We start from the raw sequence: 25,180 nt of genomic DNA on the forward strand, positions 1-25,180 counted from the left end.
GTCCTCCTCGCACAAGCTCGTGATTCGTACAACCCCCGTTAGGTAAGGCTAAACGATGGAGACGGACAACCGAAGCTCACATCGGTAAGCCTGGCCTTATCGGTGTGTTTGAATACCCCCATGAGTGCCCGGAAATCGTCGTGGCGGCGGCGAGTGAACATCCCGGTCGTGATCGCCGCCGCGGGCGTCGCCGCGGTGATCTCGGCGTTCGCGGTGGCCCTCGTCCTGATCGGACTGGTCATCGCCGACGGTCGGAGCCCCGCACCGCAACCGCAGCCCAGCGTGATCGACATCGGCGCCGGAACCTCGGCCCTCTTGGGCTTCCACACGACGGCGGCAGCCCATGTCTGACGTCGGCACACCTGACACGACCTGGGTCGCTGATCTGCAGATCGGCTTCCGCCCCCACCCCGATGCAATCGCCGCGCGCTATCGCGACGCAAGCATCTTTCCCGACCTGCCGTTGTGGCACCCACTCGAACGCGCCGCGGCCCGGCACCCGGATGCGCCCGCCGTCACCGATACCGCGACCACCGACCACCTCACCCTCAGCTATGCCGAGCTGTATGCCGCCGTGTTGCGCCGGGCGGCAGGCTTCGTGCAGGCCGGCCTGCGGCCGGGTCAGCGGGTGATCCTGCAGCAACACAACTCGGCGGCGTTCGTCATCACGCTGTTCGGGCTGCTGCGCGCCGGTGTGGCGCCGGTGATGACGCTGCCCGCGCATCGGGTCAGCGAGATCGCACACCTCGCCGCCGGTTCCGCTGCCGTCGCCTACATCACCGAGGACGACCGTCGCGGATACGACTACCGCGAATTGGCCGCGGATCTGCAGCGACGCGTCGGCACGGTGGGGACTGTGTTCGTCGACGGCGACCCCGGCGTGTATGCCGCACTGCCCGATGCCGACCCGGAGACCACCGGATTGCCGTCGGCCGAGGACACCGACCCGGACGCGCCGGCACTGTTCCTCATCTCCGGCGGCACCACCGGGCTGCCGAAACTCATCGCGCGGACCCACAATGACTACGCCTACAATGCGCGCCGCTCCGCCGAGGTGGCCGAACTCACTGCGGCCGACACGTATTTGGTGGCGCTGCCCGGTGCCCACAATTTCCCGCTGTGTTGTCCCGGGATGCTCGGGGTGATGACGGTTGGGGGGCACACCGTCGTCACCGACAACCCCAGCCCGGACAACACCTTCGACCTGATCGAGCGCTACCGGGTCACCGTGACCGCACTCGTCCCGGCGCTGGCCCAGGTGTGGTGCGCGGCCACCGAGTGGGAACCCGCCGACATCAGCAGTCTCCGACTGCTTCAGGTGGGTGGCGCCAAGCTGGCCGAACCCGACGCCGTCGCACTCGATGCCGCACTGGGCGACGTGGTCCAGCAGGTGTTCGGGATGGCCGAGGGACTCATCTGCTACACCCGCCTCGACGACCCCCGCGAGTTGGTGCACGCGGTGCAGGGTGCACCGATGTCGGAGTTCGACGAGGTGCGGGTGGTCGATGAGAACGGTGACGACGTGCCCGACGGCACCGACGGCGAACTGCTGGTACGCGGTCCGTACACTATCCGCGGCTACTACCGCGCCGACGAGCACAATGCACGCTCGTTCACCCCGGAGGGCTTCTACCGGTCCGGCGACCGGGTACGCCGACTGCCGTCGGGCCATCTGGCGGTGACCGGCCGGATCAAGGACACCATCGTGCGGGCCGGTGAGAACGTCGCTGCCGATGACGTCGAGGAGAATCTGCTGGCCCACCAGTCGATCCGTGCAGCCGCAGTCGTCGGCCTTGCCGACGAGTCGTTGGGTGAAAAGATCTGCGCCGCCGTGGTGCTGTCGCACGATCATCCGCGGGGACGCGAACTGACGCTCCCTGAGGTCCGCACGTTCCTCGCCGAACGTGGACTCGCGTCGTTCAAACTGCCCGACCGCCTGGTGGTGGTGCCCACCCTGCCGGTCACCGCGGTCGGGAAGATCGACAAGGCGGTGCTGGTCCGGTCGCTGCAGGAGCCGTGACCGGGCACACGCCTCGGCGTCGTCAGGAAGCCGGACCGTTCTCCCGCCAGTAGGCCTGGGCCTTCACGTTGGCCTTGCCAAGCTTGTAGTCGTTCTTGAACAACCCGGACACCGCGCGTGTGGACTTCATGTCCAGGGCGACGAACCCGTGATGATCGGTGGCGTCGAACGCGGCATCGCGGACCGCATCGGTCAGCGCCGTGCCGTCACGCTTGATCCAGTTGATGGTGTCCTGGTCGCGCAGTCGCAGCGGTAGCGACGTGTCGGATTCGTGCACGTACTCGAACCAGATCGTCGCCGGCGCCGACGGGTTCGACGACGCGGAGATCGCGTCGAGCAGCGAGTTGATTGCCGGCAGCGCCGCGGTGTCGCCCGCGATCAGCCAGCCCTTGGGGGCCGGGTCGCCGATGGCGAACTTCGACCCCATGAAGGTCGACGAGATGGTGTCGCCGGGCCGGGCCGACTGCGCCCACCGGGTGGCTGCGCCGTCGTGGATGGCGAACTCGAGGGAGAACGAGTCGGTCGCCGGGTCCGGATCGACAAGGGTGTAGGCGCGCTGATGGAGCTTGCCATGCTTGTTCTCGAACCAGATGCGCAGCCACATCGTCGGGTGGACCGGGCGGTCGGCGAGCAGGCCGCCACCGGTGAAGCCGAGCCGGATGTAGTCGTCGGTGACCGGTTCATTGCTGGTCACGGTGAGCTCGTAGTCGTCGGCACCCATGAGCTTGAGGACGGCGCCCTGCCACCCGCGCGACTTGGACTTGGTCTGTTCCGCCATGTGACACGGCCTTCCCTCGACAGCAACTTCCGTCAGGGTAGCCTAACTTAGGCTGCGCTCACGCCGGCGCCAGCGGCACGATCCCCGGATGGGAATCGAGGTACGACTTGGTGAACGAGCAGACCGGCCTCAGCCGAGCTCCTTGGTCACGCACATACGCGATGGCCCCGACCATCAGGCGGGTGCCGAGACCGTGGCCGGTGTATTCGTCGTAGAGCACGGTGTGCAGGATCGTGATTGTCGGTTTTCCCTCGCTGACCTCGGTGCTGTACCCGAGCACGCCGACGAGGTCGCCGGCCACCCACAGCTCGAACCTGTCGCGGTCGGGATTGTGGACCACCTGGGCGATCTGCTGCAGAATCGCCTGCGCAGACTGTGGTGGTCGATGCTGATGCTTCCTCTGCACAATCCCTCCTGAACGCGGCGGATCGCCGGCGGCGGGGCTCCCCTCCCGACACCGACGTAGGACCCTATGTGATCCCTGTCACAGGCTACCCTACGATGGCGTAGGTTGTCGGTCGCGGCCCCCGGCCCGCACCGAGCACCGCGACGTCGTAGGGTGGTGCTGATCCCGGCGGACGCCGCGATCGACAAATTGAACACGCGGGGGCTCCCACGATCACCGGGGGCTGAGATGGCGACGGGACGGTCGCCGACCGCCTGAACCTGTCCGGGTAATGCCGGCGTAGGGAGTCGCATCATGGGAACACGTGTATCCGAAACTGCCGTCTCGACTGTCACCCAGGGGCCGATCGAGGGAAGCAGCAAGCACTACCGCGAGATCGATCATCTCCGGGTTCCGGCGCGACGCATCCAGCTGACCAACGGCGAGCACCTCGACGTCTACGACACGTCCGGTCCATACACCGACGTGACCGCGACCATCGACGTGGAGCACGGATTGCCGCCGACTCGCGATGCGTGGCACCGACCCGAACCAGTGAACGGGGCGTCGACGCAGCTGGCGTGGGCACGCGCCGGCATCGTCACCGACGAGATGCGCTTCATCGCCGCACGTGAGGGTGTCGAGGTGGAACTCGTGCGTGCCGAGGTCGCCGCAGGACGTGCGGTGATCCCCGCCAATCACCGTCATCCCGAATCCGAACCGATGATCATCGGCAAGCGGTTCGCGGTGAAGGTCAACGCCAACATCGGAAATTCGGCAGTCACCAGTTCGATCGCCGAGGAGGTGGAGAAGATGGTGTGGGCCACCCGATGGGGCGCCGACACCATCATGGACCTGTCCACAGGTCGCGACATCCACATGACCCGCGAATGGATCATGCGCAACTCCCCGGTCCCGGTTGGCACGGTGCCGATCTATCAGGCGCTGGAGAAGGTCAACGGTGATCCCACCAAGCTGACGTGGGAGATCTACCGCGACACCGTGATCGAGCAGGCCGAGCAGGGCGTGGACTACATGACCGTGCACGCCGGGGTGTTGCTGCGGTATGTGCCGCTCGCGGCCCGGCGGGTCACCGGCATCGTCTCGCGCGGCGGATCCATCATGGCCGCCTGGTGTCTGGCGCATCACCAGGAGTCGTTCCTCTACACCCACTACGAGGAGCTGTGCGAGATCTTCGCCCGCTACGACATCACCTTCTCGCTGGGCGACGGTCTGCGGCCCGGCTCGATCGCCGACGCCAACGACGAGGCGCAGTTCGCCGAGCTCCGCACCCTTGGCGAACTCACCACGATCGCCAAATCGCATGGTGTGCAGGTGATGATCGAAGGACCGGGCCACGTACCGATGCACAAGATCGCCGAGAACGTGCGACTCGAAGAAGAGTTGTGCGAAGAGGCGCCGTTCTACACGCTCGGACCGTTGGCCACCGACATCGCACCTGCCTATGACCACATCACCTCGGCCATCGGCGCCGCGATGATCGCGCAGGCCGGCACCGCGATGCTGTGCTACGTGACGCCTAAAGAGCATCTGGGACTACCCAATCGCGATGACGTCAAGGTCGGTGTGATCACCTACAAGATCGCCGCTCACAGCGCCGACCTCGCCAAGGGGCATCCGGGCGCGCAGGAGCGCGACGACGCGCTATCCAAGGCGCGCTTCGAGTTCCGCTGGACCGACCAGTTCAACCTGGCCCTCGATCCGGATACCGCACGCGAATATCACGACGAGACGATGCCCGCCGAACCGGCCAAGACCGCGCACTTCTGCTCGATGTGCGGGCCGAAGTTCTGCTCGATGCGCATCTCGCAGGATGTGCGCGACTACGCCGAGCAGAACGGCCTGGTGACCGCCGAGGACATCGACCGCAAGATCGCCGAGGAGATGGCCGCCAAGTCGGCGGAGTTCGCCGAGCACGGCAACCGGGTCTATCTACCGTTGGAGGCCGCGGCCGGAGGCTCCCCCACCTGATGACCGATGACCTCCGATTACCCACGGCGCCACCCGGTGTGACGCCGCGACGGGTTCTCACCATCGCGGGTTCGGACTCGGGCGGCGGCGCCGGCATCCAGGCCGACATGCGCACCTTCGCGCTTCTCGGACTGCATGCCTGCGTCGCCGTGACAGCGGTGACGGTGCAGAACACGGTGGGCGTGCAGGATTTTGCGGAGATCGCGCCGGCGACGGTGGCCGCGCAGATGCACAGCGTGGTCACCGACATCGGCGTCGGGGCGGCCAAGACCGGGATGCTGGCCTCGGCACCGATCATCGAGGCCGTCGCCGCGGCATGCGGCGAGCTCGGCGTCGGTCGCGATCGGCCCGTCCCGCTGGTCGTCGACCCGGTGTGTGCGTCGATGCACGGTGACCCCTTGTTGGCTGCCGAAGCCCTGGAGACGTTGCGTTCCACCTTGATCCCCATCGCCACCGTGGTGACGCCGAACCTCGACGAGGTGCGGCTGATCACCGGCATCGACGTCGTCGACGCCGCGTCGCAACAGGACGCGGCCCGCGCCTTGCACGCGCTGGGGGCACAATGGGCGCTGGTCAAGGGCGGGCACCTGCGCACGTCGGCCCAGAGCCCCGACCTGCTGTTCGACGGCGAGCACTTTCACGAGTTCGCCCATCCACGCATCGAGACCGGGCACGATCATGGCGCCGGGGACACCCTCGCGGCGGCCACCGCCGGTGCGCTCGCGCACGGATATGGGGTGCCAGACGCGATCGACTTCGCCAAGCGGTGGGTGACCCGGGGACTCGAGGCCGCCTACCCGCTGGGCGCCGGGCACGGACCCGTCAATCCGCTGTGGCGGGTGTCAGAGCGTCCCGACTGACCGCCCGCGGCGAACGCGGCACCCACGACCGAAATGCACCCCAGCGAAGCAGTCCTGGGGGCGCATTTCGAGGGTTCGACGCGGCCATTGCCGAGCCCGGCCATAATGCGGTACATGAGCTGGAACTATCTGATGGACATGGACGGTGTTCTCGTCCGCGAAGAACACTTGATCCCCGGCGCCGACGAGTTCCTGGCCGAGCTGCGCGCCAACGATGTCCCGTTCATCGTGTTGACCAACAACTCGATCCGTACCCCGCGCGACCTGCGGGCACGCCTGCTGCGCACCGGCTTGGACATTCCCGAGGAGTCGATCTGGACGTCGGCACTGGCCACTGCCCGGTTCCTGGAGTCACAGCGCCCGGGCGGATCGGCGTACGTCGTCGGCGAGTCGGGTCTCACCACGGCGCTACACGAGATCGGCTACGTGATCACCGATTCGGACCCCGACTACGTCGTACTCGGGGAGACTCGGACGTACTCGTTCGAGGCGATCACCACGGCCATCCGCCTGGTGGAACGCGGGGCCCGGTTCATCGCGACCAACCCCGACGCCACCGGGCCGTCGGCGGCCGGCTCGCTCCCTGCGACAGGCGCCGTGGCCGCCCTGATCACCCGGGCCACCGGCCGCGAACCGTATTACGTGGGCAAGCCGAATCCGCTGATGATGCGCTCAGCGCTGCGGCAGATCGGTGTGCATTCCGAGCACACCCTGATGATCGGTGATCGGATGGACACCGACGTCATCTCCGGCATGGAGGCCGGGCTGGAGACCATCCTGGTCCTGTCCGGCATATCGACTCCCACGTCGGTGGAACTGTTCCCCTATCGGGCCACCCGGGTGATCGATTCGGTTGCCGATCTCGTCGGCCACACCGCGAACCCATTCGGGACCTGACAGGCTCGCGCGCCCGGCACCCCGCAACCTCACCTCCCACGCGCCCAGCACGGCAGCCGACAGAAGTTCGGGACCTGAGCGGGTGTCGCGCCCAGCACGGTAGCCGACAGAACCCGGTTCTTCGTCGACAGCACCTGTCCAACAACGCCGACAGCACCCGCCCCCACAGGGAACGGGTGCTGTCGGCGAATAACCGGGTTCTGTCGGCGCGAAACGGGGTTCTGTCGGCGCGAAAGCCTGTCGGCGCAACCCCGATCAGAATCCGCTCTCCGAGCGAAAGCTAGCTGAGCGCCTTCGCCTTCAGCGAATCGAACTCCTGCTGGGTGATGGTGCCGGAGTCCAGCAACTGCTTGGCGTCGGCGATCTGCTCGGCCGGGCTCTTGGCCGTGGCGACCGACTGGATGTAGCTGTCGGTGGCCTGCTTGGCCTCCTTGACCGCCTCATTCTGACGCTCTGCCATACCGCGGCCCTTGACCAGCAGGTAGACGATTGCAGTGATGTACGGCAGCAGGATCAGGAAGATGATCCACACGGCCTTGATCCAGCCGGAGGACTTGTCACGGAAGAGGTCGATGATGATGTGCCAGAGGACGATCAGATAGGCCACGAACGCGAAAATGACGATCGTGTACCAGATGAAGTCCCAGAACGAGTCCCACATCGGGCATACTCCTTAGCCGGTAGGTGACGTCGGGGTGTCCGACGCTGCGTTCCATAGCTTCTCACAGCTGCGCTCACGCAGTGCGCTTTGACCGGCAAAGCTAGGGTGCTCCCATGGAACTCGGCCTCGATACTTTCGGCGACGTGACGGTTGACGACGACGGGAATGCGGTGTCTGCGGCACAGACCATCCGTGACGTCGTGGCACAAGCAGTCCTCGCCGACGAGGTGGGTGTCGACTTCTTCGGAGTCGGGGAACACCACCGCGACGACTACGCCGTCTCGGCACCCGAAGTGGTCCTCGGTGCCATCGCCGTTGCGACCCACCGGATGCGGTTGGGCTCGGCGGTGACCGTACTCAGTTCCGACGACCCGATCCGGGTATTCGAGCGTTTCGCCACCGTGGACGCGTTGTCGGATGGCCGCGCCGAAGTGATTCTCGGGCGCGGATCGTTCACCGAGTCGTTTCCCCTGTTCGGCTACGACCTCGCCGATTATGAGGAGTTGTTCACCGACAAACTGTCGCTGTTCGCCCAGCTGCGGACGGGCGAACCGGTGACCTGGTCGGGTGCGACCCGCACTCCGCTGACCGGACAGTCGGTGTACCCGGGGTTGTCGTCGGCGCCGCTGCCAACCTGGATCGCGGTCGGCGGGAGTCCGGAGTCGGTGATCCGCGCCGCGACGCACGGTCTGCCGCTGATGCTGGCGATCATCGGGGGCGATCCCGCCCGGTTCACGCCCTACACCGATCTGTACCGCCGTGCGCTCGGTGAACTCGAGCAGCCCACCGATCTGCCGGTGGGAGTCCACTCCCCCGGCCACATCGCCGACACCGACGAGCTGGCACGCGAACAGCTCTGGCCGCATTACCGGACCTACATGACCCGGATCGGCCGCGAACGAGGCTGGCCGCCACCCACGCGGATCGAGTTCGAGCGCGCCGCGGGCCCGGCCGGCGCGCTCCATGTGGGCTCTCCCGACACCGTGGCCCGCAAGATCGCGGCAACCGCGAAGACACTGGGGCTCAACCGCTTCGACCTCAAGTACTCACACGGCACGCTGCCTCACGAGCATCTGATGCGCAGCGTCGAACTGTACGGCACCCAAGTAATCCCGCAGGTCCGCGACCTGCTCAGCGCCGACTGAGCGTCACCAGGAAGTCGTCGTGATCGTCGGTCCACTGCCGCTCCACCACGACCCCGGCCTGAGCCAGTTCGTCGGCGAGTGTCGAGCGATCGAACTTGGTGCTGATCTCGGTGAGGACCTCGGCACCGCGCTCGAGCTGCCAATTCCGGTCCAGGCCGCGGAACCGGACGTCGACATCGCGGCGGGCACGCAGCCACATCTCGATGCGGTGCTGCACCGGGTTCCACCGGGCAATGTGGTCGAAGTCGTCGACGTAGAGTCCGTCGGCGTCGAGCCCGCGGCGGAGCACCTCGATCATGTTCCGATTGAAATCGGCCGTCACACCGGCTTTGTCGTTGTAGGCCGCCACAAGTCGGCCAGTGTCCTTGATGAGGTCGGCGCCCAGCAGGAAGTAGTCTCCCGGATCGAGCGCCTTGGCCAGGCGGCCCAGGAAGGTGGCGCGCATCGCGTCGTCGAAGTTGCCGATGGTGCCCCCGAGGAACACCGCAATCCGCGGACCGTCCGAGGCCGGCAAGGTGAGGTCGGGTGCGGTGAAATCGGCGACCGCCGGTTCGATGTCGATATCCGGGTAGTCGCGGGCGAGTTCGGCGGCCGAGGATTCCAGGATCTCGGTGCTGACATCGAGCGGCACATAGGTGAATCGACGCCCCGTGGCCTCGGCCCGGTCGGCGAACGCCGCCAACAGCAAGCGTGTCTTGGTGGAGGTGCCCGACCCGAATTCCACCATGGTCGCCGCATCGGTCAGCGCAGCGATCTCGGTGGCACGTGCGTACAGGATCGACGTCTCCCGACGCGTCGGGTAATACTCCGGCAACCGGGTGATTTCGTCGAAGAGCAGGCTGCCCCGCTCGTCGTAGAGCCACTTGGTCGGCAGGGTCGGCGGATCGGACCACAATCCGTCGGCGGCGTCGTCGGCGAGTTGACGACCGGCGTCGGCGGTCATCGGGCCAGTCGCAGACCGGAGAAGGCCCACCGCGCCGAGGCCGGAAAGAAGTTCCGGTAGGTGATGCGCTCGTGCCCGGGTGGGGTCACCGCGCTCGCACCGCGCAGTACATGCTGGTCGCACATGAACTTCCCGTTGTACTCGCCGACCGCGCCGTTGGCGGGCACGAATCCCGGGTAGGGCAGGTAGGCGCTGGCCGTCCACTCCCACACGTCGCCGATCATGGTGGCGTCGGCTCTCCCGGGATGGCAACGTCCCACGTCGAGTAGCTGTCCACGTGCGCTGTCGCCGGTCTCGGCGGCTGCCTCCCATTCGAACTCGGTGGGTAGCCGCGCGCCGGCCCACCGGGCAAATGCGTCGGCCTCGTAGAACGACACGTGCACCACCGGTTCGTCGGCGACCAGCTGACGTCGGCCAGATAGCGTGAAGGTGGTCCACTCCCCATCCACCAGGCGCCAGTATTCCGGTGCCTGCCAACCGGTTTGCGTGATGTGCGCCCAGCCGTCGGACAACCAGAGTTCGGGACGCCGATAACCGTCGTCGGCCATGAACGCCAACCATTCGGCGTTGGTCACCGCCCGCTCGGCGATCTCGAAGTCCTCCAGGAAGACCCGATGTCGGGGACCCTCGTTGTCGTAGCTGAAGCCGGCAGATCCCGGCGTTGCTCCCACTTCGGTGACACCGCCGGCCACCGAGCGCCAGGTGAGCGGACCGGGTTCACCGGGTTCGTCGATGTCGCGATCCACGTAGACCGGATCGAAGGCATGTGTGGAGAACAGGTGCTTGATGTCCATCAAGAGCAGTTCCTGATGTTGCTGCTCGTGATTGCATCCCAGCTCGAGCAAGGCCAACGCATCGTCGTCGAGTACCCCGCGTTCCAGCGCATCAACCATCGCGCGGTCGACGTACTCGCGGTAGAGCCCGACGTCGGCGACACCCGGTCGGGTGACCAACCCGCGTTCGGGGCGTGGATGCCGGGCGCCGACCGCCTCATAATAGCTGTTGAACAGGTAGCGGAATGAGTCGTCGTAGACGTGATACGACTCGACGTTTCGGAGGATGAACTCTTCGAAGAACCAGGTCACATGCGCCCGATGCCATTTCGCCGGGCTGGCGTCGGTCATCGATTGCGGCGTCTGATCCTCGGCGGAGAGGTCCGCGCTCAGAGCGTCGGTCAACGACCGCACCTCGAGGAATCTGCGGGCCTGGGCGGACATGGACTCGACGTTGCCGGACTGGGTCGACTCGGTCTCGATCGACACAGGGCGATTGGTGATGCTCACCGGTACCTCCCGTTGTGGTGGACCCGGCGGCAAGGCCGGGGGCGGACGGGCAACCCTGGCATCCATCGTTACCAGCCTCCCCACCGCTGTCAACGACGCTCGAGTCAACGCACTCGAGCGACGACACTCAGCGATGCCGGTGCCTCAGACGTTCGACGGACGGGTTCGGTGTCATCGCATCACACGCCACCGACAAGTTCCGCCGGCAACCAACTGCGTCAACCATTGGTTGACGCATTCTCGATTGTCAACCTAGTGTTGACGCATGCCCGAGCGCACCCAGGTCCACGATGTCCGCCTCGATGATCTGATCGCCGGTGTCCGTGCCGCGCACGATGATCCCCTGGACCAGCTGACCGGCGCCATGATCACCGCCGAACACATCGGCGAAGTGGCCGACCACCTGATCGGCCACTTCGTCGACCAGGCCAGGCGCACCGGGGCCTCGTGGGCCGACATCGGTGCGGCCATGGGGGTCAGCAAACAAGCGGCCCAGAAACGGTTCGTGACGCGCACACCCGCCGACGCCGCGCCGACACCGTTGGCAGATGAGGCGAATCCGTTCGCGCGTTTCACTCCGCGAGCACGCAATGTGATCGCCGAGGCACACAATGTGGCAGTCGCCGATCACAGCACCGCGGTCACGCCCGAGCACCTGGCGCGGGCATTGGCCGTGGCTCCGGAATCCATCGCCGATTTGACCTTGCGCGCCCACGGTGTGCCGGCGGCATCGCTTGCCGCCGCGTGCACCGCCAACAGCCCGGCGTCGACTGCGATGCAGCCCTCCGAGGGCGAGAAAACTGTTGTGCCCTACGACGAGCGGTCCCGTTTAGTGCTGCAGGCGACACTGGCGTCGGCGGTCGATCTGGGCCACGATTTCGTGGGCACCGAACACATCCTGTTGGGCCTGTTCACCGATCCGGAGATGGCGGCCATACTGTCGGGGCTCGGCATCGAGCAAACCGTCGCCCGCGCAACCATCGTCAGCTCGCTCGCCGACCTCGGTCACGGCGCGAGCTGACGCCGACGATCAGCTGTCCGATCGACCGGATCCACCGGCAGTGGAGTCGGACTCATCGGACCACTCCACCTCGTCGGCGGCGATGTAGTGCATCGCCGCCTCTTCGGCAGATGCTCCGGCGCCGTCGATGCCGACGTCGCCGGCCACCGCATCCTTCTCGCGGTCGACGCCCGACCCCTCGTCCGGAGCCACCAACCGTCCCGACCGCCCGTCCCCGGCTTGTTCGTCGCCTTCGAAGTCATCCGAACGATCGGATTCGTGCGACCGCCAGCGCTTCTCGACGTTCTCCTCGGCTTCGATGTCGTCGAGCGGATCGGTCGCCCCGATGTCGGCTTCTTCCTCGGCGAGCCGTTCGTCCAGGGTCTCCCCGTCGCGCTGCTCCCGCTCGGTGAGCCCGTGACGCGCGCCGCTCGGCTGATGGTCGGGCGGCGAATATCCCTCGTCGAGGACATCGTCGACACCACGGTCGACCAGCGTGTCCTCGGGTTGCAGTTGATCGTCGTCGTCGAGGCTGTACTCGCCGTCGGAACCTTCCGGGGTGCTGCCGATGTCACTCACGGGTTCCACGATGCCAGCCCACCGGTGCCGAATCCAGGTGTCGCGGTCGTGCACGCCCATTGAGGACGCCGGGCACCTGAAATCCTGACGCCGAGACACGACGTGGAGTGCCAAACACTGTTGACCGGCGCCGGTGTTCCGTATCCTCCCTGCCATGACCACACCGTCAGATCCACAGAATCCCGGTTCTTCCGACCCCGACCCGGGTGCAGGCGCCGAGTCCGGTCGTACCCCGGAGCCGGGCACCGGCGGCACACCGCCGCCGTCGTATCCGCCGCCGGGCTCCACACCCCCGCCGCCGCCGTCCGGCTACCCACCGCCCGGTTCTTACCCGCCGCCCTCGGGCCCGCCGCCCGGTGGCGCCTACCCGCCGCCACCGGGTCCGCCGCCATCAGGCCCGCCCCCGCAGGGGCCGCCCCCCGGGTACGGCGCCCAGCAACCCGGCTACGGTGCGCAGCCCGGCTACCCGCCGCCCCCGGCCGGTGGCTACGGCCAACCCGCCGGCGGTCCCGGCGGATACCCGCCGCCGCCGGGCGATTACGGCGCACCGGGCGCCTACGGCGGTGGCGCGTACGGCGCTCCGACGGCCGAGCAGTTCTCCATCGGCGAGGCCTTCAGCTACGGCTGGAACCGTTACAAGGAGAACGCGTTGTCGTGGATCGTGGTGATCCTGATTTCGCTCGTCGTGTCCGGTGTCATCCAGTGGCTGGGCAACATCTCGTCCGACTACGGCCGGATCTTCTGGATCAGCGCCATCTTCGGCATCATCGCCACGATCATCGGCTACATCTTCCAGGGCGCCTATGCGCGTGGCGCGCTCGACGAGACGTCGGGTAGCAAGCCCGATATCGGCCGCTTCTTCAACGTCAACTTCGCCGCGGTCATCATCACCGCGTTCCTGGTGGGACTGGGCACCTTCATCGGCCTGATCCTGCTCATCATCCCGGGCATCGTCTTCGCGTTCCTCGCCTACTGGTCACTCACCTTCGTAGTGGACCGCGACATGGACCCCATCGAGGGCATCAAGGCCAGCTTCTCGGTGATCAGCAAGAACGCGGGCACCCTGTTCCTGCTGGCGTTGGCCGTCATCGGCCTCAACATCGTCGGTGCGCTGCTGTGCCTGGTGGGCCTGCTGGTGACCCTGCCGGTCACCATGATCGCCACGACCTACGCCTACCGGTTCTTCACCGGCGGCCAGGTCGCACCGTTGGCGTCGGCGGCCCCGATGGCCCCGCCGCCATATCCGCCGAATCAGCAGTACTGAGCGGCTTCGCTCGACGCAACGACCCGGTCACCTCACGCCAGGTGGCCGGGTCGTTTCGCGTCTGCATGTCGCGTGTCCGGATGAATTCCGCCCGCAGGCCCGCCGAGTGCGGAACAATCGACACATGCTCGCGGAAATGCAAGACGAGGCCGAGGCATATCTTTCGGCCGGCGAGTACTCGCACGCGCTCGCCGAGTTCTCCGTGCTGCGAGAGATCCGGTCGCGACGCGAGGGCCCGTACTCGGTGATGTACCTGTCCAACCTGCACGACTGTGTGCGGTGCATGTCGGAGTTGCAGTTGTGGGCCGATTCCACCCCGCTGTGCCGCGAACTCCATGGCAAGTATGTCCGCACCCACGGTCGTGGACAGTCGGACACGGTGGATGTCGCCAAGCACTGGGCGTGGGCGCTCGTGCATCTGCACGACTATCCGCCGGCCGTGCAGCTGTATCTGACAACTGCGGACGCTTTGTGGGACAGTCACCCAGCGCAGGCACGGCGCCTGCTGGCGGCGGCGGTCGCCCACCGAACCGGCGTCGATCCGGCGGCGTCGATCCTCGATGCCACCGGATCCCACGTCGATCCGGTTCGACTGGCACACGGCCCGGATGTCGAGGCCGCGATGACCCAGTTGATCGAGCGACTTCCCGCCGACGTCGAGGCCGCCCGCGCCGCGGTCACGATCGACGGCCTCGAGTTGGCCTGATTCTCAGAAGCTCGGCAACCCGCGACTCAGACCAGCGGCTCCTCGATCTTCCTCGGCAGGGTCAGCAGCGTCACGACGCTGATCACGATGAGCATGATCGCCGCGATGATCAGGAAGGTGGCCAGGGCGAGGCCGGGGATCAGCATCATGACGATGCCGGCGATGATCGAGACGACACCGGACAGGATCAGCACCCATCGCGGCACGTGCTGGGACCCGGCGGACGCGCGGGCGAGGTCGGCGATTCCCTGGAAGATCCAGCCGATGCCGATGAAGATCGCGAGGAAGACCAGCGATTCCTCGGGATTGAACACGGCGATGACGCCGGCGGCCAGGATCAGTGCGCCGATGAGACCCAGGGCAAAGCGCCAACCGCCGGACAGCAACGTCGAGGCGAAGGCCTCGTAAAGCCGGAACAGTCCGGCCATGATCAGCGAGATCCCGAAGAGCACACCGATGATGAGCAGGGTCGCCTTCGGCCAGACGAGCGCAATGATCCCCAGGACGATGCCGACCACCGAGGTCGCAATCATCGTGGTGCGCACCGCGGCCACGAGTTCGTTGGGGATCTGCCGTGCGTAATCTGCAATTGTCATGGACGCAGGTTAGTACGCGCCGAATGGTTCGACACCACATTCTTGGGTCGAACAGAAGGGAAACTTCGTGTCGTCGATCGCATTCTTCTCCGTCGATTCCGGCGGCACCGATTCCACTGGACAGAGTCTTTTCCTGCCGACCCGGTATGCCGCGAGCCTGTGGGCTCCGGGCACTCTGAACGGTCCCGCGGTGTGTGCGTTGGCTGCCCGGGCGGCCGAACGTGACCACTCGGTGCCGGGCTTTCGACCGGCACGCTTCACCATCGATCTGTTCAGGGCGGCTCGCGACGTCCCCACCGCGACCCGTGGCCGCCTGCTACGCAACGGGGGCCGGATCAAGGTGGCCGAGGTCGACGTCGTGCAGTTCGTCGACGACACCGAGGTCACGGTTGCCCGCAGCACCACCGTGTTCGTCAAGGAGGCCGCCAATCCGCCCGGGGAGCGCTGGGAGCGGTCGCCGGAGATGATCGAGTTCCGGCCGCCTGAGACCGATTCCGACGATCCGCTGCCCTGGTTCGGCACCGCCACCGCCGACGGCACGATCGAGTGGAGCCAGGACATGGGCGCCCATCAGAACGCCCAACGCACGTGGCTGTGGACGCGCGCGGTGTCCACTGTGGTCGGCGAGCGGCCGTCATCGTTCGAGCGCTCGGTGATCAGCGGCGAATCGACCAGCCTGGTCTGCAATTGGGGTAGCGAGGGCATCGCATTCATCAACTGTGATCTGACGGTCGCGCTCTCGCGTCTGCCGGTCGGGCCGCGCATCGGGGTCGAAGCGGCCAGCCATGTGGAAGTCGACGGGATCTCCACCAGCACCACGAATCTCTACGACAGCGACGGCCAGTTCGGCGTCGGCATGGTCACCGGCGTCAGCAACGCGGCCGCCACCATCGACTTCACCGCCGTCGATACCGGGGGGCGGTACAGCGAGGCGTGAATTTCATTCGTTCGGGGGTCGATGTCACACTCCGGTGACGCTCAGGTCTTGATAAGGTCACCGCCATGACGCGGCTCACAGGACGGTGGCGCACAGCCCTGACGGTCACGGCACTCGCCGCCACACTGACCGCCGGCCTTGCGGCTACTCCGCAGGCCGAGGCGACCGATGTCGCCGCGGCCAACGGCCGGATCGTCGCCCGGCTCACCGGCCCCGGCTCAATCAACGACACATTCGGGCGTTTCAACATCGTCGGCACCGACCTGGGCGTCCTGTGGGACAACGGGCACGGCGAGATCATGGCCGCCTTCGGCGACACCCAGACATTCAACGGGTGGTCGCTGCTGTACGGCGAGTTGTGGTACTGGCGTTCCAATGTCCTGCTGCGCAGCACCGACCGATATCTGGGCGACGGAATGACCTTCACCGGTCACGCCGGACCACCCGGTCACGCCAAGCGTCTACTCAAACCCGACCTGCGCAAAGAGATCACCATCATCCCGACCGCCGGGGTGGCCGCGAACGGCAAGCAGTACATGAACGTCATGTCGGTCAAACACTGGGGACCGCCGGGGATCTGGTACACCAACTGGTCCGGCCTGGTGGTGTCGGGGAACAACGGGCAGAGTTGGCGCGCGGTCAACGCATTCCGCCCCAACGGCGGCGGAAACCACAAATTCCAGATGTCGGCGTACCTGAAGGTCGGTGACACGGTCTACACCTACGGCACCCCCGACGGCCGATGGGGTGCGGTGTACCTGGCCCGCGTGAAGGCCTCCGACATCGAACATCTCGGCAAGTACGAGTACTTCTCATGGGGCCGGTGGGTGCGCAACAACCCGGATTCGGCGACCCCGGTGATGGCGGCACCGACCGGCGAGTTGTCGGTCGCGTGGAATGAGTACCTCGGCAAGTTCATCTCGTTGGGCCAGAAGGATTCCGGTGTGGTGCTGCGGACCGCCGACCGGCCCGAGGGACCGTGGTCGTCGGGCGAACTCGTGGTCCCCGCCAACGACCCGTACTCGGGCTACGCCCCCTACATTCACCCGTGGTCGTCGGGCAGCAGCCTGTACTTCACCTACTCCATCTCCGCGGGCTATCAGGTCTATCTGATGCGCATCCCGTTGCGGAAACCCTGACCCGCCCCGCGGGTCGGTCCGGACTCCGATGCGTCACGTCCGGACCGACCCGTCACCGCATCACCGTCGCAGGATCGAGTTCATCTCGTCGATCTCGGCCTGCTGGGCGGACTTGACGCGCTTGGCGAGCTCCCGCGACGGACCGTTGACGCCGTCGGCGAGTTCGGTGTCGGCCATCGCGATCGCGCCCTCGTGATGCGCGATCATGCCTTCGAGCCACATCCGGTCGAAATCTGTGCCCTCCGCCTGTGACAACGCCGCCATCTGTTGCGGCGTCATCATGCCGGACATGTCGTGGCCGCCCGCGCCGTGAGCACCACTGTGACCGCCCATCTCGCCGGAGACGCCCCAGGAAGTCAGCCGCGCGGTCATCTCGTCGATCTCGGGTTTCTGGGCGGCCCTGATGCGGTCGGCCAGATCCCGCACCGCAGGTGTGGTGGTCCGGTCGGCCACCAGATCGGCCATCATGAGCGCCTGCATGTGATGCGGGATCATCTCCTGGTTGAAGGTGACGTCGGCGTCGTTGTGCCGGCTGTCCGACGACTCGGTCGCCGACTCGGCCGACGGCTCCATCGGCATCGTCGTCGTGGTGACGGCGGTGACCGACGACGGTGGCGCGGCGTCGTCGACGTCCGAACACGCGCCCAGCAGGGCCACGGCCGCCACGGCCGCGCCCACGAAAATCTGTCGTTTCATTGTCTTGGGATCCTCTGCAGAGTGAAGGGGCCGCGCTGCGGTCAGCGCAGGCGGAGATGTCGGCGGGCCGGACATACGGTCCGGCGCACGCCGATCAGCAGCGGATCACCTGCATTCGGAGATGGGTGGGCATGGCCCACGGCGGCGGCCGACCAGAGCGACCGACCAGGCGGGCATGAATCGACCGCAGCAGCGGCGGGATCGGGAATCCCCACGCCAGCACCAACACCGCGATCGCGATGACGACCGGGTCGTCGTTGCGCAGGAACATGCAGGGATGTTGGTGGGTGTCGCAGTCGCCGGCGTCATCCATCGTCGGTTCATCGAGTTGATGAGCCGCCGGGCCGATCGTCGTCGAACCGTGTGACGCCGACGGCGGGTGATGACCGCCGGCGGCGGTGCCCACGGCGATCACCGAATGCATCAGCAGGATCGACGCCGCGACCGCGAGCAGTAGCCCCACCCGCAGCTGCGTCGACGACGGGCGACGCAGGCGGGATCTCAACACGCAGCCGAGACTACCCAGAGACCGGTGAATCGGACTCGGCCGCCTCGGTGGTCGCCGCGGACTCGGCACCGGCCTGCTGCTCACGTTGCTTCTTGCGCGGGATCAACCACCTCCGGTCGACGACCTGCGCCACCAGGATCACGAAGCCCGCCAACGCCCAGCCCAGGATGATGTCGAAGACGTAGTGCTCGGCGGTGTAGACGAGGGTGAACGCCATCGCGACCGCGTAACCCATGAACAGCGTTCTGCCCAGGGCCTTGACCCGGGGCCACATGAACAGCGCGAGCAGCATCGTGAGACCAGCGTGCAACGACGGGATCGCCGCAACCAGGTTGGCCTTGCCCTGCCCCACCTCCACGAGGGTGGAGGCGGCGTGGATGTTGAGGAAATTCCAGCCGCGCGCCGAGATCCGTTCGACGTAGGGTTGCGCGTCCGGGTTGGACGGGGTGACCTCGCCGAGGATGCCGCCGTCGGCGACCGCGCCCTCGTACGCCATGCAGGTGGGTTCGCGGGGGTGGTCTGCGACCTGTTCTGCGGTGCATCGGGCCGCGGCCCACGGCGGTGCGGCCGGCACGAGGGTGTAGCCGACCAGGGCCAGGAACGTCGTGGCGACGAAACAGGCGGCGTACCGGCGCCATGCGGACCGGTCCCGCAGCCACAGCACCGCGGCGGCGGCGTACGGGACGATGAAATACGACATGTAGATGACGCTGGTGACGACTTCCCACCACGGCGGCTCGGGGGCCTTGATGTGGCTCTGCAGCCACACGGTCGGGTTGACACCGAACATCCACTGGTCGACGTCGACCGCCAGATGCCACTGGGTCGGCATGTCGACGATGCGCGCGACGTCGCGCGTCCAGTCGTAGAGCAGCAGGATCAGCGCGAAGGGAAGCCAATCGATGATGACGCTGATCGCCTTGCGACGACCGATCGACGCCGCGAGCATGCCCAGACACAGCAGGATGATCAAGCGGGTGCGGTCGAAGGCGAGTCCGTAGGCTACGAACTCGTAGATCATGAACACGACCCACGCGACGATCGCGATGCGCCGCACCATGGTGAGGTCACGTCGTCGCTGAGGCCCGGTGTCGACGGCCGCAGCCGCCGCGACGTCGTCGATCACCGGCTCGACGCCGCGGGTGCGCGACGTGGCGGCAGACCCGTCCGAGGCCGGACCGTCGTCGACCGCGTCGTCAATGCTCACTCGTGTTGGTCCTGCCCGCCCACGCCCGTCGAGCCGATCCCGACAGGGCTCCTGCACGTTACTTTCCGTAAGCCTAGTGATCACCTTCCGTTCGAGAGCCGGTAAACCGCCGTCAGAGTGCCGACAAGTCCCGGATTCACCCATATGCTGGTGATCGGCGTCACATCAACGGAGAGGAGAGCCGTGCCCGACCGCTACCTGCGCTACGGCGAACAGCGCTACATCATCACCAAGGAAGCCGAGTCCCGACTCAACCGCGCGCTCGACTCGGTCTACGCCGAGGGCAGCCGCGGCCACGAGTGGCTCAACCTCTACAACGGCACCGAGGCGCCGTGTCGCCTGCTGATAGCGACCGGGGTGCCCATCACGATCGAGACCGTCCCCGGTCTCGATGACTGAACCCGACGCGCGAACCGCGGCGTCGGAGGCGACCATTATCGTTGAGCCATGCGCATCGGAGCACACCTGCGTGAGGACGCCGACCCGTTGTCCACCGCCGACGAACTGGGCATCGACGTCTTTCAGATGTTCGTGACCGACCCGCAGAGCTGGAAGAAACCGCAACCACGCCCGGACGCCGAGGCGATCCGCGACTCCGCGATCGACGTGGTGGTGCATTCGAGCTATCAGATCAACGTCGCGAGCCTCAACAACCGCTTGCGGATGCCGTCGCGCAAGGCGGTCGAACAGCAAGCCGCCGCCGCTGCCGACCTCGGCGCCTTCGGTCTCGTCGTGCATGGCGGACACCTGCGTGACGGCGAGGACGCCAAGGAGGGATTCGCCAACTGGCGCAAACTCTTCGATCGTCAGGTCGACAAGGGCGGCTTCGGTGTACCGATCCTGATCGAGAACACCGCCGGCGGCGATCACGCGATGGCCCGCACCCTGGAGGCCATCGACCGGCTATGGGAATCGGTGGGCGATTTCGAGCAGGCCGGATTCTGTCTCGACACCTGCCACGCGTGGGCGGGCGGCGAGGACCTCGTGGGTCTGGTCGAACGCGTGAAAGCGATCACCGGGCGCATCGACCTCGTCCATCTCAACAATTCCCGCGACGAGTTCGACTCGGGTCGCGACCGCCACGCCAACCTCGCCGGCGGCCACATCGATCCCGACGTCCTCGTTGCGGTCGCCGCCGCCGCCGACGCCCCGGTCATCCTCGAGACCCCGGCCGACGGCATCCCCGACGACCTGACGCTCCTCCGCGACGCCCTCTGACCGACCCGTTCCGGCTCGTCCCCCGGGTATCGCTTCATCCCCCGGTTGCCGCTGGGGGATGAAGCGATACCCGGGGGACGAACCGTCGGGACACGCGCACGCTTGCTCGAGTTAGCGCAGATCACAGACCGATCAATTGCTCCGTGCCGCGGATGACGCTATTCTGTAGTTACCGGCGAGTAACTTAGCTTCTGCCGATCGTGCTTCACCACACGCGTAGCCCACACCGCCAGTCAGATAAGGAACCTCCATGGGCCATTACAAGAGCAACATCCGCGACCTGCACTTCAACCTCTTCGAGTTGTTCGACCTCGACAAGGTGCTCGAAGAAGGCGACTTCGGCGATCTCGATCACGAGACCGCCGTGGACATGCTCCGTGAGGTCAAGGCGCTGGCCGAGGGACCGATCGCCGAATCGTTCACCGACGCCGACCGCAACCCGCCGGTGTTCGACCCGGAGACCCACAGCGTCACCATCCCCGAGAGCTTCACCAAGTCCTACAACGCACTCATCGAGGGCGGCTGGGACAAGATCGGTATCGAGGAAGAACTCGGCGGCCTGCCCGCACCGCGTTCGCTGTACTGGGCCATCGGCGAGATGATCCTGGGCGCCAACCCGCCGGTCTTCATGTACGCCGCCGGCTCGGGCTTCGCCAACATCTTCTTCAACAACGGCACCGAAGAGCAGAAGAAGTGGGCCGCCATCTGCTCGGAGCGCGGCTGGGGCGCCACCATGGTGCTCACCGAGCCCGACGCCGGTTCCGACGTGGGCGCCGCCCGCACCAAGGCCGTCAAGCAGGAAGACGGCACCTGGCACATCGACGGCGTGAAGCGCTTCATCACCTCCGCCGACCAGGACATGACCGAGAACATCTTCCACCTGGTTCTCGCCCGCCCCGAAGGCGCCAAGCCCGGCACCAAGGGACTGTCGCTGTTCTTCGTGCCGAAGTTCCACTTCGACCACGAGACCGGTGAGCTCGGTGAGCGCAACGGCGTCTTCGTCACGAACGTCGAGCACAAGATGGGCATCAAGGCCTCGGCCACCTGTGAGCTGAGCTTCGGCCAGCATGGCACCCCGGCCGTCGGCTGGCTCGTCGGCGAGGTGCACGACGGTATCGCGCAGATGTTCGACGTCATCGAGCACGCCCGAATGATGGTGGGCACCAAGGCCATCTCGACACTGTCGACCGGCTACCTCAACGCCCTCGATTACGCCAAGGAGCGGGTGCAGGGCGCGGATCTGACCCAGATGACCGACAAGACCGCCCCGCGTGTCACCATCACCCATCACCCGGACGTGCGTCGTTCGCTGATGACCCAGAAGGCATACGCCGAGGGCCTGCGCGCGGTATACCTCTACACCGCGTCGCACCAGGATGCCGCTGCGGCACAGATCGTTTCCGGCGCGAGCCCCGAGTTGGCCCACAAGGTCAACGACCTGCTGCTGCCGATCGTCAAGGGCGTCGGCTCCGAGCGCGCCTACGGCATCCTCGGCCACGAGTCGCTGCAGACCCTCGGTGGTTCCGGCTTCCTGCAGGACTACCCGATCGAGCAGTACATCCGTGACTCGAAGATCGACTCGCTCTACGAGGGCACCACGGCCATCCAGGCGCAGGACTTCTTCTTCCGCAAGATCATCCGCGACAAGGGCCAGGCCTTCTCCCACGTCGCCGGCGAGATCGCCAAGTTCCTCGACGCCGAGGGCGGCAACGGTCGGCTGAAGTCCGAGCGCGCGCTGCTCAAGACCGCGATGGACGATGTGCAGACCATGACCGCCACCCTCACCGGGTACCTCATGAACGCACAGGAGGACCCGAAGGAGCTGTACAAGGTCGGTCTCGGTTCGGTGCGGTTCCTGCTGTCGGTCGGCGACCTGCTCATCGGTTGGCTACTGCTGCGTCAAGCCGAGGTCGCGCTGGCCGCACTGGATTCCGGCGCCTCCGCCGAGGACAAGCCGTTCTACGAGGGCAAGGTCGCCGTGGCGAGCTTCTTCGCGAAGAACATGCTGCCCGAGCTGACGACCGCCCGTGTCAACATCGAGAACATCGACGCCGAGATCATGGAGGTCGACGAGGCGGTCTTCTGAACCACTCGCTGATCACCTGACACAGTTCGTCCCCCGGGTAACTTCCCCGGGGGACGAACTGTTTTCGGCGTACGGGCACCGTCGTCGGAGTAATCTGCTTCGTAACACACCGCCACGAGAGGATCAGCGATGTTCGCTGCGCTCGCCCGTGTGGTCGTCGGCCATCCCTGGCGGGTGGTCGGCGTGTGGATCGTCGCTGCGCTGGCGATCATCCTGTTCTCCCCCAACTTGTCCGACCACACCACCGGCAACCAACAGGACTTCCTGCCGTCTTCTTTCGAGTCGGTGACCGCCCAGAACATCGGCGAAAGCGAGTTCCCGGCCACCGCCGGTGCCACCGGGACACTCGTGGTCTCCCGTCGCGACGGCGGCGCGCTGACGCCCACCGATCAGCAGACGGCGTTGGGCCTGGCCACCACCCTGCAGAACGACAACATCGCCGGAGTCGGCGCCGTATCGGCTGGGCCGCAATCGGTCTCGCCCGACGACAAGGTGGTCGCCATTCAGGTGGCGTTCACCGGACAGCCGGGCGAGCCGCAGGTGAACGACGCCGTGCCGGCGGTGCGCGAAGCAGCGTCGTCGGCGTTGCAGAACACCGATCTCACCTCCGGCCTCACCGGCAACGCGGCGATCCTGGTGGACAGCAACACCGCCTACGACGACGCCGAACGCATCATCTCGATCGCCACCGTCATCGTCATCCTGGCCACCCTGGGCATCCTGTTCCGCAGCCCACTGATCGCCGTCCTGCCGGTGTTCGTCATCGGCGTCGTCTTCCTCGCTGTTCGCGGCGCAACCGCGTGGGCCACCCAGATCTTCGACTTCGAGGTGAGCACCACTCTCGACGCCATCCTGGTGGTGGTGCTCTTCGGCGTCGGCACCGACTACACCGTCTTCCTGCTGTTCCGGTATCGCGAACAGATGCGCGCCGGCGCCGATCGGCTCGACGGCCTCGCGCCGCGACGGGGGCCGTCGGCCGCGTGATCGCGTCCTCGGCGCTGACGGTCATCGGCGCGTTCGCCGCGCTGTTCTTCGCGCGACTCGGCTCGCTGAACTCCTTGGCCCCGGGGTTGATCATCGCGGTCGCCATCATGCTGATCACCGCCCTCACTCTGATCCCGGCAGTGATCTCGATCCTCTCGAAGGCCATGTTCTGGCCGGTCGGCCCGGGACACGAGCCGCAGCGATCAGCTTTCGCCGCCCTCGGGCGCAGTGTCGCGTATCGCCCGGTGATCACGGCCGCGGCCATCGGGGTCACCCTCATCGTGCTCGCGGTGTTCAGCTCGGGCTACAAGGCGACCTACGACACTCTCGGCGAGATGCCCTCGGACACACCGTCACAACAAGCATTCGACACCCTCGCCGCGTCGATGCCGCCGGGCGACCTGAGTCCCACCCAGGTCTACGTGAAGGCCAACGGCCCCATCCCGCAAAACGAATTGGCTGCACTGACAACGAATCTGGAGGGCGTGGCCGGTGTCGCCGCAGTGACGCCACCACGGGTCAGCCAGGACGGCACGGCTGCGGTCGTCAACGTCGTACTGGACACCTCACCGTTCTCCACCCAAGCCCTCGACACGATCGACGATTCACTACGCCCGGTCGCGCATTCCTCGGTCCCCGGCGCAGTGGTCGCCGTGGGCGGACAAACCGCCACACTGGCCGACGTACGTTCCCAGTTGCATTCCGACACCCGCCACGTGTTCCCGGTCGCCGTGGTGATCGTGTGGATCATCTTGGGCGCGCTGTTACTGGCCGTCCTCGCCCCGGTGAATCTGATCGTCAGCGTCTTCGTCACCTTCGCCGCGACCCTCGGCACCCTGGTGATCGTGTTCCAGTATCTGCTCGACTATGTCGGCATCGACTTCTCGACACCGATCGTGCTCTACCTGTTCGTGGTGGCCATCGGCACCGACTACAACATCCTGATGGCCGAACGCGTTCGGGAAGCCTTCGTGGGTGGTGAAACACCTCGCGACGCAGCGCAACTCGCGATCACGAAGAACGGCCAGACCGCAGCGGCGGCCGGCGTGATCCTCGCGTTGACCTTCGCCTCGCTCACGCTGACCGGGTTGAAGAATCTCGCGGAGTTGGGTGCCGGCGTCGCCATCGGGGTGGTGCTGGCGTCGTGTGTGATGGCCCCGATGCTGGTGCCGGCATTGTCGGTGATCGAGCGCAGCGCGTTCTGGTGGCCGACGCGCCAGTCGGCGACCGGGACCGAGGCGGGCCGCCGCTTCGACGACGCGCACCCATCACGCTGACGCGCATGTCGCGACGTGC

26 protein-coding genes and 1 riboswitch are annotated in these 25,180 nt (G+C 66.5%); of the genes, 16 read left to right on the forward strand and 10 right to left on the reverse strand.

Annotated features, from left to right (window positions below):
- Positions 1–120: 120 nt before the first annotated feature.
- A complete protein-coding gene (locus L1892_RS21525) occupies positions 121–351 on the forward strand; it encodes a hypothetical protein (RefSeq protein WP_235725815.1) in 231 nt (76 codons plus the stop codon).
- The gene (locus tag L1892_RS21530; protein WP_235725816.1) at positions 344–2,020 is read left to right on the forward strand and encodes a (2,3-dihydroxybenzoyl)adenylate synthase; all 1,677 of its coding nucleotides are present in this window, start codon (positions 344–346) and stop codon (positions 2,018–2,020) included. Before L1892_RS21525 ends, L1892_RS21530 begins: the two co-directional genes overlap by 8 nt.
- Before the next feature lie 22 nt (positions 2,021–2,042).
- On the opposite strand, the gene L1892_RS21535 is transcribed toward L1892_RS21530, so the two are convergent.
- Both L1892_RS21535 and L1892_RS21540 read right to left on the reverse strand, forming a co-directional pair.
- Entirely contained in the window at positions 2,043–2,798 is a 756-nt protein-coding gene (locus L1892_RS21535) for a siderophore-interacting protein (protein ID WP_235725817.1), read from the reverse strand.
- A gap of 58 nt (positions 2,799–2,856) precedes the next feature.
- Positions 2,857–3,204 (reverse strand): GNAT family N-acetyltransferase, encoded by a 348-nt coding sequence (locus tag L1892_RS21540; protein WP_235725818.1) that lies wholly within the window; start codon positions 3,202–3,204, stop codon positions 2,857–2,859.
- Positions 3,205–3,391: 187 nt separating this feature from the next.
- A riboswitch (TPP riboswitch) is annotated at positions 3,392–3,507 on the forward strand.
- Between L1892_RS21540 and thiC the strand changes: the two genes are divergently transcribed.
- The 3 genes from thiC (at position 3,499) to L1892_RS21555 (ending at position 6,932) form a co-directional block, all read left to right on the forward strand.
- Positions 3,499–5,175: a phosphomethylpyrimidine synthase ThiC gene (gene thiC / locus L1892_RS21545; RefSeq protein WP_235725819.1), complete on the forward strand. Its 1,677-nt coding sequence runs from the start codon at positions 3,499–3,501 to the stop codon at positions 5,173–5,175. (Overlaps the previous riboswitch by 9 nt.)
- Positions 5,175–6,035 (forward strand): bifunctional hydroxymethylpyrimidine kinase/phosphomethylpyrimidine kinase, encoded by an 861-nt coding sequence (gene thiD / locus L1892_RS21550; RefSeq protein WP_235725820.1) that lies wholly within the window; start codon positions 5,175–5,177, stop codon positions 6,033–6,035. The genes thiC and thiD overlap by 1 nt, the downstream gene beginning before the upstream one ends.
- Before the next feature lie 114 nt (positions 6,036–6,149).
- Positions 6,150–6,932 (forward strand): HAD-IIA family hydrolase, encoded by a 783-nt coding sequence (locus L1892_RS21555; RefSeq protein ID WP_235725821.1) that lies wholly within the window; start codon positions 6,150–6,152, stop codon positions 6,930–6,932.
- A 280-nt stretch (positions 6,933–7,212) separates the two neighbouring features.
- Here the strand turns inward: L1892_RS21555 and L1892_RS21560 are convergent, their stop codons facing one another.
- Positions 7,213–7,593, reverse strand: a complete 381-nt coding sequence (locus L1892_RS21560; protein ID WP_235725822.1) for an SHOCT domain-containing protein — start codon at positions 7,591–7,593, stop codon at positions 7,213–7,215.
- Between the two features lie 113 nt (positions 7,594–7,706).
- Here L1892_RS21560 and L1892_RS21565 point away from each other — a divergent pair, with 113 nt between their 5' ends.
- Complete coding sequence (locus L1892_RS21565; protein ID WP_235725823.1) at positions 7,707–8,738, forward strand: LLM class flavin-dependent oxidoreductase; 1,032 nt, start codon at positions 7,707–7,709, stop codon at positions 8,736–8,738.
- Here L1892_RS21565 and egtD read toward each other — a convergent pair.
- Together egtD and egtB are read right to left on the reverse strand one after the other, a co-directional pair.
- Positions 8,725–9,681 carry an L-histidine N(alpha)-methyltransferase gene (gene egtD / locus L1892_RS21570; protein ID WP_235725824.1) on the reverse strand — a complete coding sequence of 319 codons (957 nt, stop codon included), beginning with the start codon at positions 9,679–9,681 and terminating at the stop codon, positions 8,725–8,727. The two genes, L1892_RS21565 and egtD, sit on opposite strands and share 14 nt — an antisense overlap.
- Entirely contained in the window at positions 9,678–10,964 is a 1,287-nt protein-coding gene (gene egtB / locus L1892_RS21575; RefSeq protein WP_372475377.1) for an ergothioneine biosynthesis protein EgtB, read from the reverse strand. Before egtB ends, egtD begins: the two co-directional genes overlap by 4 nt.
- A gap of 265 nt (positions 10,965–11,229) precedes the next feature.
- Here egtB and L1892_RS21580 point away from each other — a divergent pair, with 265 nt between their 5' ends.
- Complete coding sequence (locus tag L1892_RS21580) at positions 11,230–11,985, forward strand: Clp protease N-terminal domain-containing protein (RefSeq protein ID WP_235725825.1); 756 nt, start codon at positions 11,230–11,232, stop codon at positions 11,983–11,985.
- A 9-nt stretch (positions 11,986–11,994) separates the two neighbouring features.
- Here L1892_RS21580 and L1892_RS21585 read toward each other — a convergent pair whose 3' ends face one another.
- Positions 11,995–12,543 carry a DUF5709 domain-containing protein gene (locus L1892_RS21585; RefSeq protein ID WP_372475378.1) on the reverse strand — a complete coding sequence of 183 codons (549 nt, stop codon included), beginning with the start codon at positions 12,541–12,543 and terminating at the stop codon, positions 11,995–11,997.
- 154 nt (positions 12,544–12,697) lie between these two features.
- Here L1892_RS21585 and L1892_RS21590 point away from each other — a divergent pair, with 154 nt between their 5' ends.
- Positions 12,698–13,807, forward strand: coding sequence for a DUF2189 domain-containing protein (locus L1892_RS21590; RefSeq protein WP_235725827.1), 1,110 nt, complete (start codon positions 12,698–12,700; stop codon positions 13,805–13,807).
- A 124-nt stretch (positions 13,808–13,931) separates the two neighbouring features.
- The gene (locus tag L1892_RS21595) at positions 13,932–14,513 is read left to right on the forward strand and encodes a hypothetical protein (protein WP_235725828.1); all 582 of its coding nucleotides are present in this window, start codon (positions 13,932–13,934) and stop codon (positions 14,511–14,513) included.
- Positions 14,514–14,539: 26 nt separating this feature from the next.
- Here L1892_RS21595 and L1892_RS21600 read toward each other — a convergent pair whose 3' ends face one another.
- On the reverse strand, positions 14,540–15,109 hold the full coding sequence (locus L1892_RS21600) for an HdeD family acid-resistance protein (RefSeq protein ID WP_235725829.1): 570 nt from the start codon (positions 15,107–15,109) through the stop codon (positions 14,540–14,542).
- A gap of 67 nt (positions 15,110–15,176) precedes the next feature.
- On the opposite strand from L1892_RS21600, the gene L1892_RS21605 reads away from it, so the two are divergent.
- Positions 15,177–16,046, forward strand: a complete 870-nt coding sequence (locus tag L1892_RS21605) for an acyl-CoA thioesterase domain-containing protein (protein WP_372475381.1) — start codon at positions 15,177–15,179, stop codon at positions 16,044–16,046.
- Between the two features lie 65 nt (positions 16,047–16,111).
- The gene (locus L1892_RS21610) at positions 16,112–17,185 is read left to right on the forward strand and encodes a glycoside hydrolase family 183 protein (RefSeq protein WP_235725830.1); all 1,074 of its coding nucleotides are present in this window, start codon (positions 16,112–16,114) and stop codon (positions 17,183–17,185) included.
- Positions 17,186–17,245: 60 nt separating this feature from the next.
- On the opposite strand, the gene L1892_RS21615 is transcribed toward L1892_RS21610, so the two are convergent.
- From L1892_RS21615 to L1892_RS21625, 3 genes are all read right to left on the reverse strand, one after another.
- Entirely contained in the window at positions 17,246–17,881 is a 636-nt protein-coding gene (locus L1892_RS21615) for a DUF305 domain-containing protein (protein WP_235725831.1), read from the reverse strand.
- A 94-nt stretch (positions 17,882–17,975) separates the two neighbouring features.
- On the reverse strand, positions 17,976–18,389 hold the full coding sequence (locus tag L1892_RS21620; RefSeq protein ID WP_235725832.1) for a hypothetical protein: 414 nt from the start codon (positions 18,387–18,389) through the stop codon (positions 17,976–17,978).
- 10 nt (positions 18,390–18,399) lie between these two features.
- Entirely contained in the window at positions 18,400–19,596 is a 1,197-nt protein-coding gene (locus L1892_RS21625) for a phosphatase PAP2 family protein (protein ID WP_235725833.1), read from the reverse strand.
- Between the two features lie 183 nt (positions 19,597–19,779).
- Between L1892_RS21625 and L1892_RS21630 the strand changes: the two genes are divergently transcribed.
- From L1892_RS21630 to L1892_RS21650, 5 genes are all read left to right on the forward strand, one after another.
- Complete coding sequence (locus L1892_RS21630) at positions 19,780–19,995, forward strand: hypothetical protein (protein WP_235725834.1); 216 nt, start codon at positions 19,780–19,782, stop codon at positions 19,993–19,995.
- A 48-nt stretch (positions 19,996–20,043) separates the two neighbouring features.
- On the forward strand, positions 20,044–20,814 hold the full coding sequence (locus tag L1892_RS21635) for a deoxyribonuclease IV (RefSeq protein ID WP_235725835.1): 771 nt from the start codon (positions 20,044–20,046) through the stop codon (positions 20,812–20,814).
- A 250-nt stretch (positions 20,815–21,064) separates the two neighbouring features.
- On the forward strand, positions 21,065–22,900 hold the full coding sequence (locus tag L1892_RS21640) for an acyl-CoA dehydrogenase (RefSeq protein ID WP_235725836.1): 1,836 nt from the start codon (positions 21,065–21,067) through the stop codon (positions 22,898–22,900).
- A gap of 129 nt (positions 22,901–23,029) precedes the next feature.
- Positions 23,030–23,884 carry an MMPL family transporter gene (locus tag L1892_RS21645; protein WP_235725837.1) on the forward strand — a complete coding sequence of 285 codons (855 nt, stop codon included), beginning with the start codon at positions 23,030–23,032 and terminating at the stop codon, positions 23,882–23,884.
- Entirely contained in the window at positions 23,881–25,161 is a 1,281-nt protein-coding gene (locus L1892_RS21650; protein WP_235725838.1) for an MMPL family transporter, read from the forward strand. The genes L1892_RS21645 and L1892_RS21650 overlap by 4 nt, the downstream gene beginning before the upstream one ends.
- The last annotated feature ends 19 nt before the right edge of the window (positions 25,162–25,180 follow it).

The sequence above is a fragment of the Gordonia tangerina genome (genome assembly GCF_021556435.1).
GTDB lineage: Bacteria > Actinomycetota > Actinomycetes > Mycobacteriales > Mycobacteriaceae > Gordonia > Gordonia tangerina.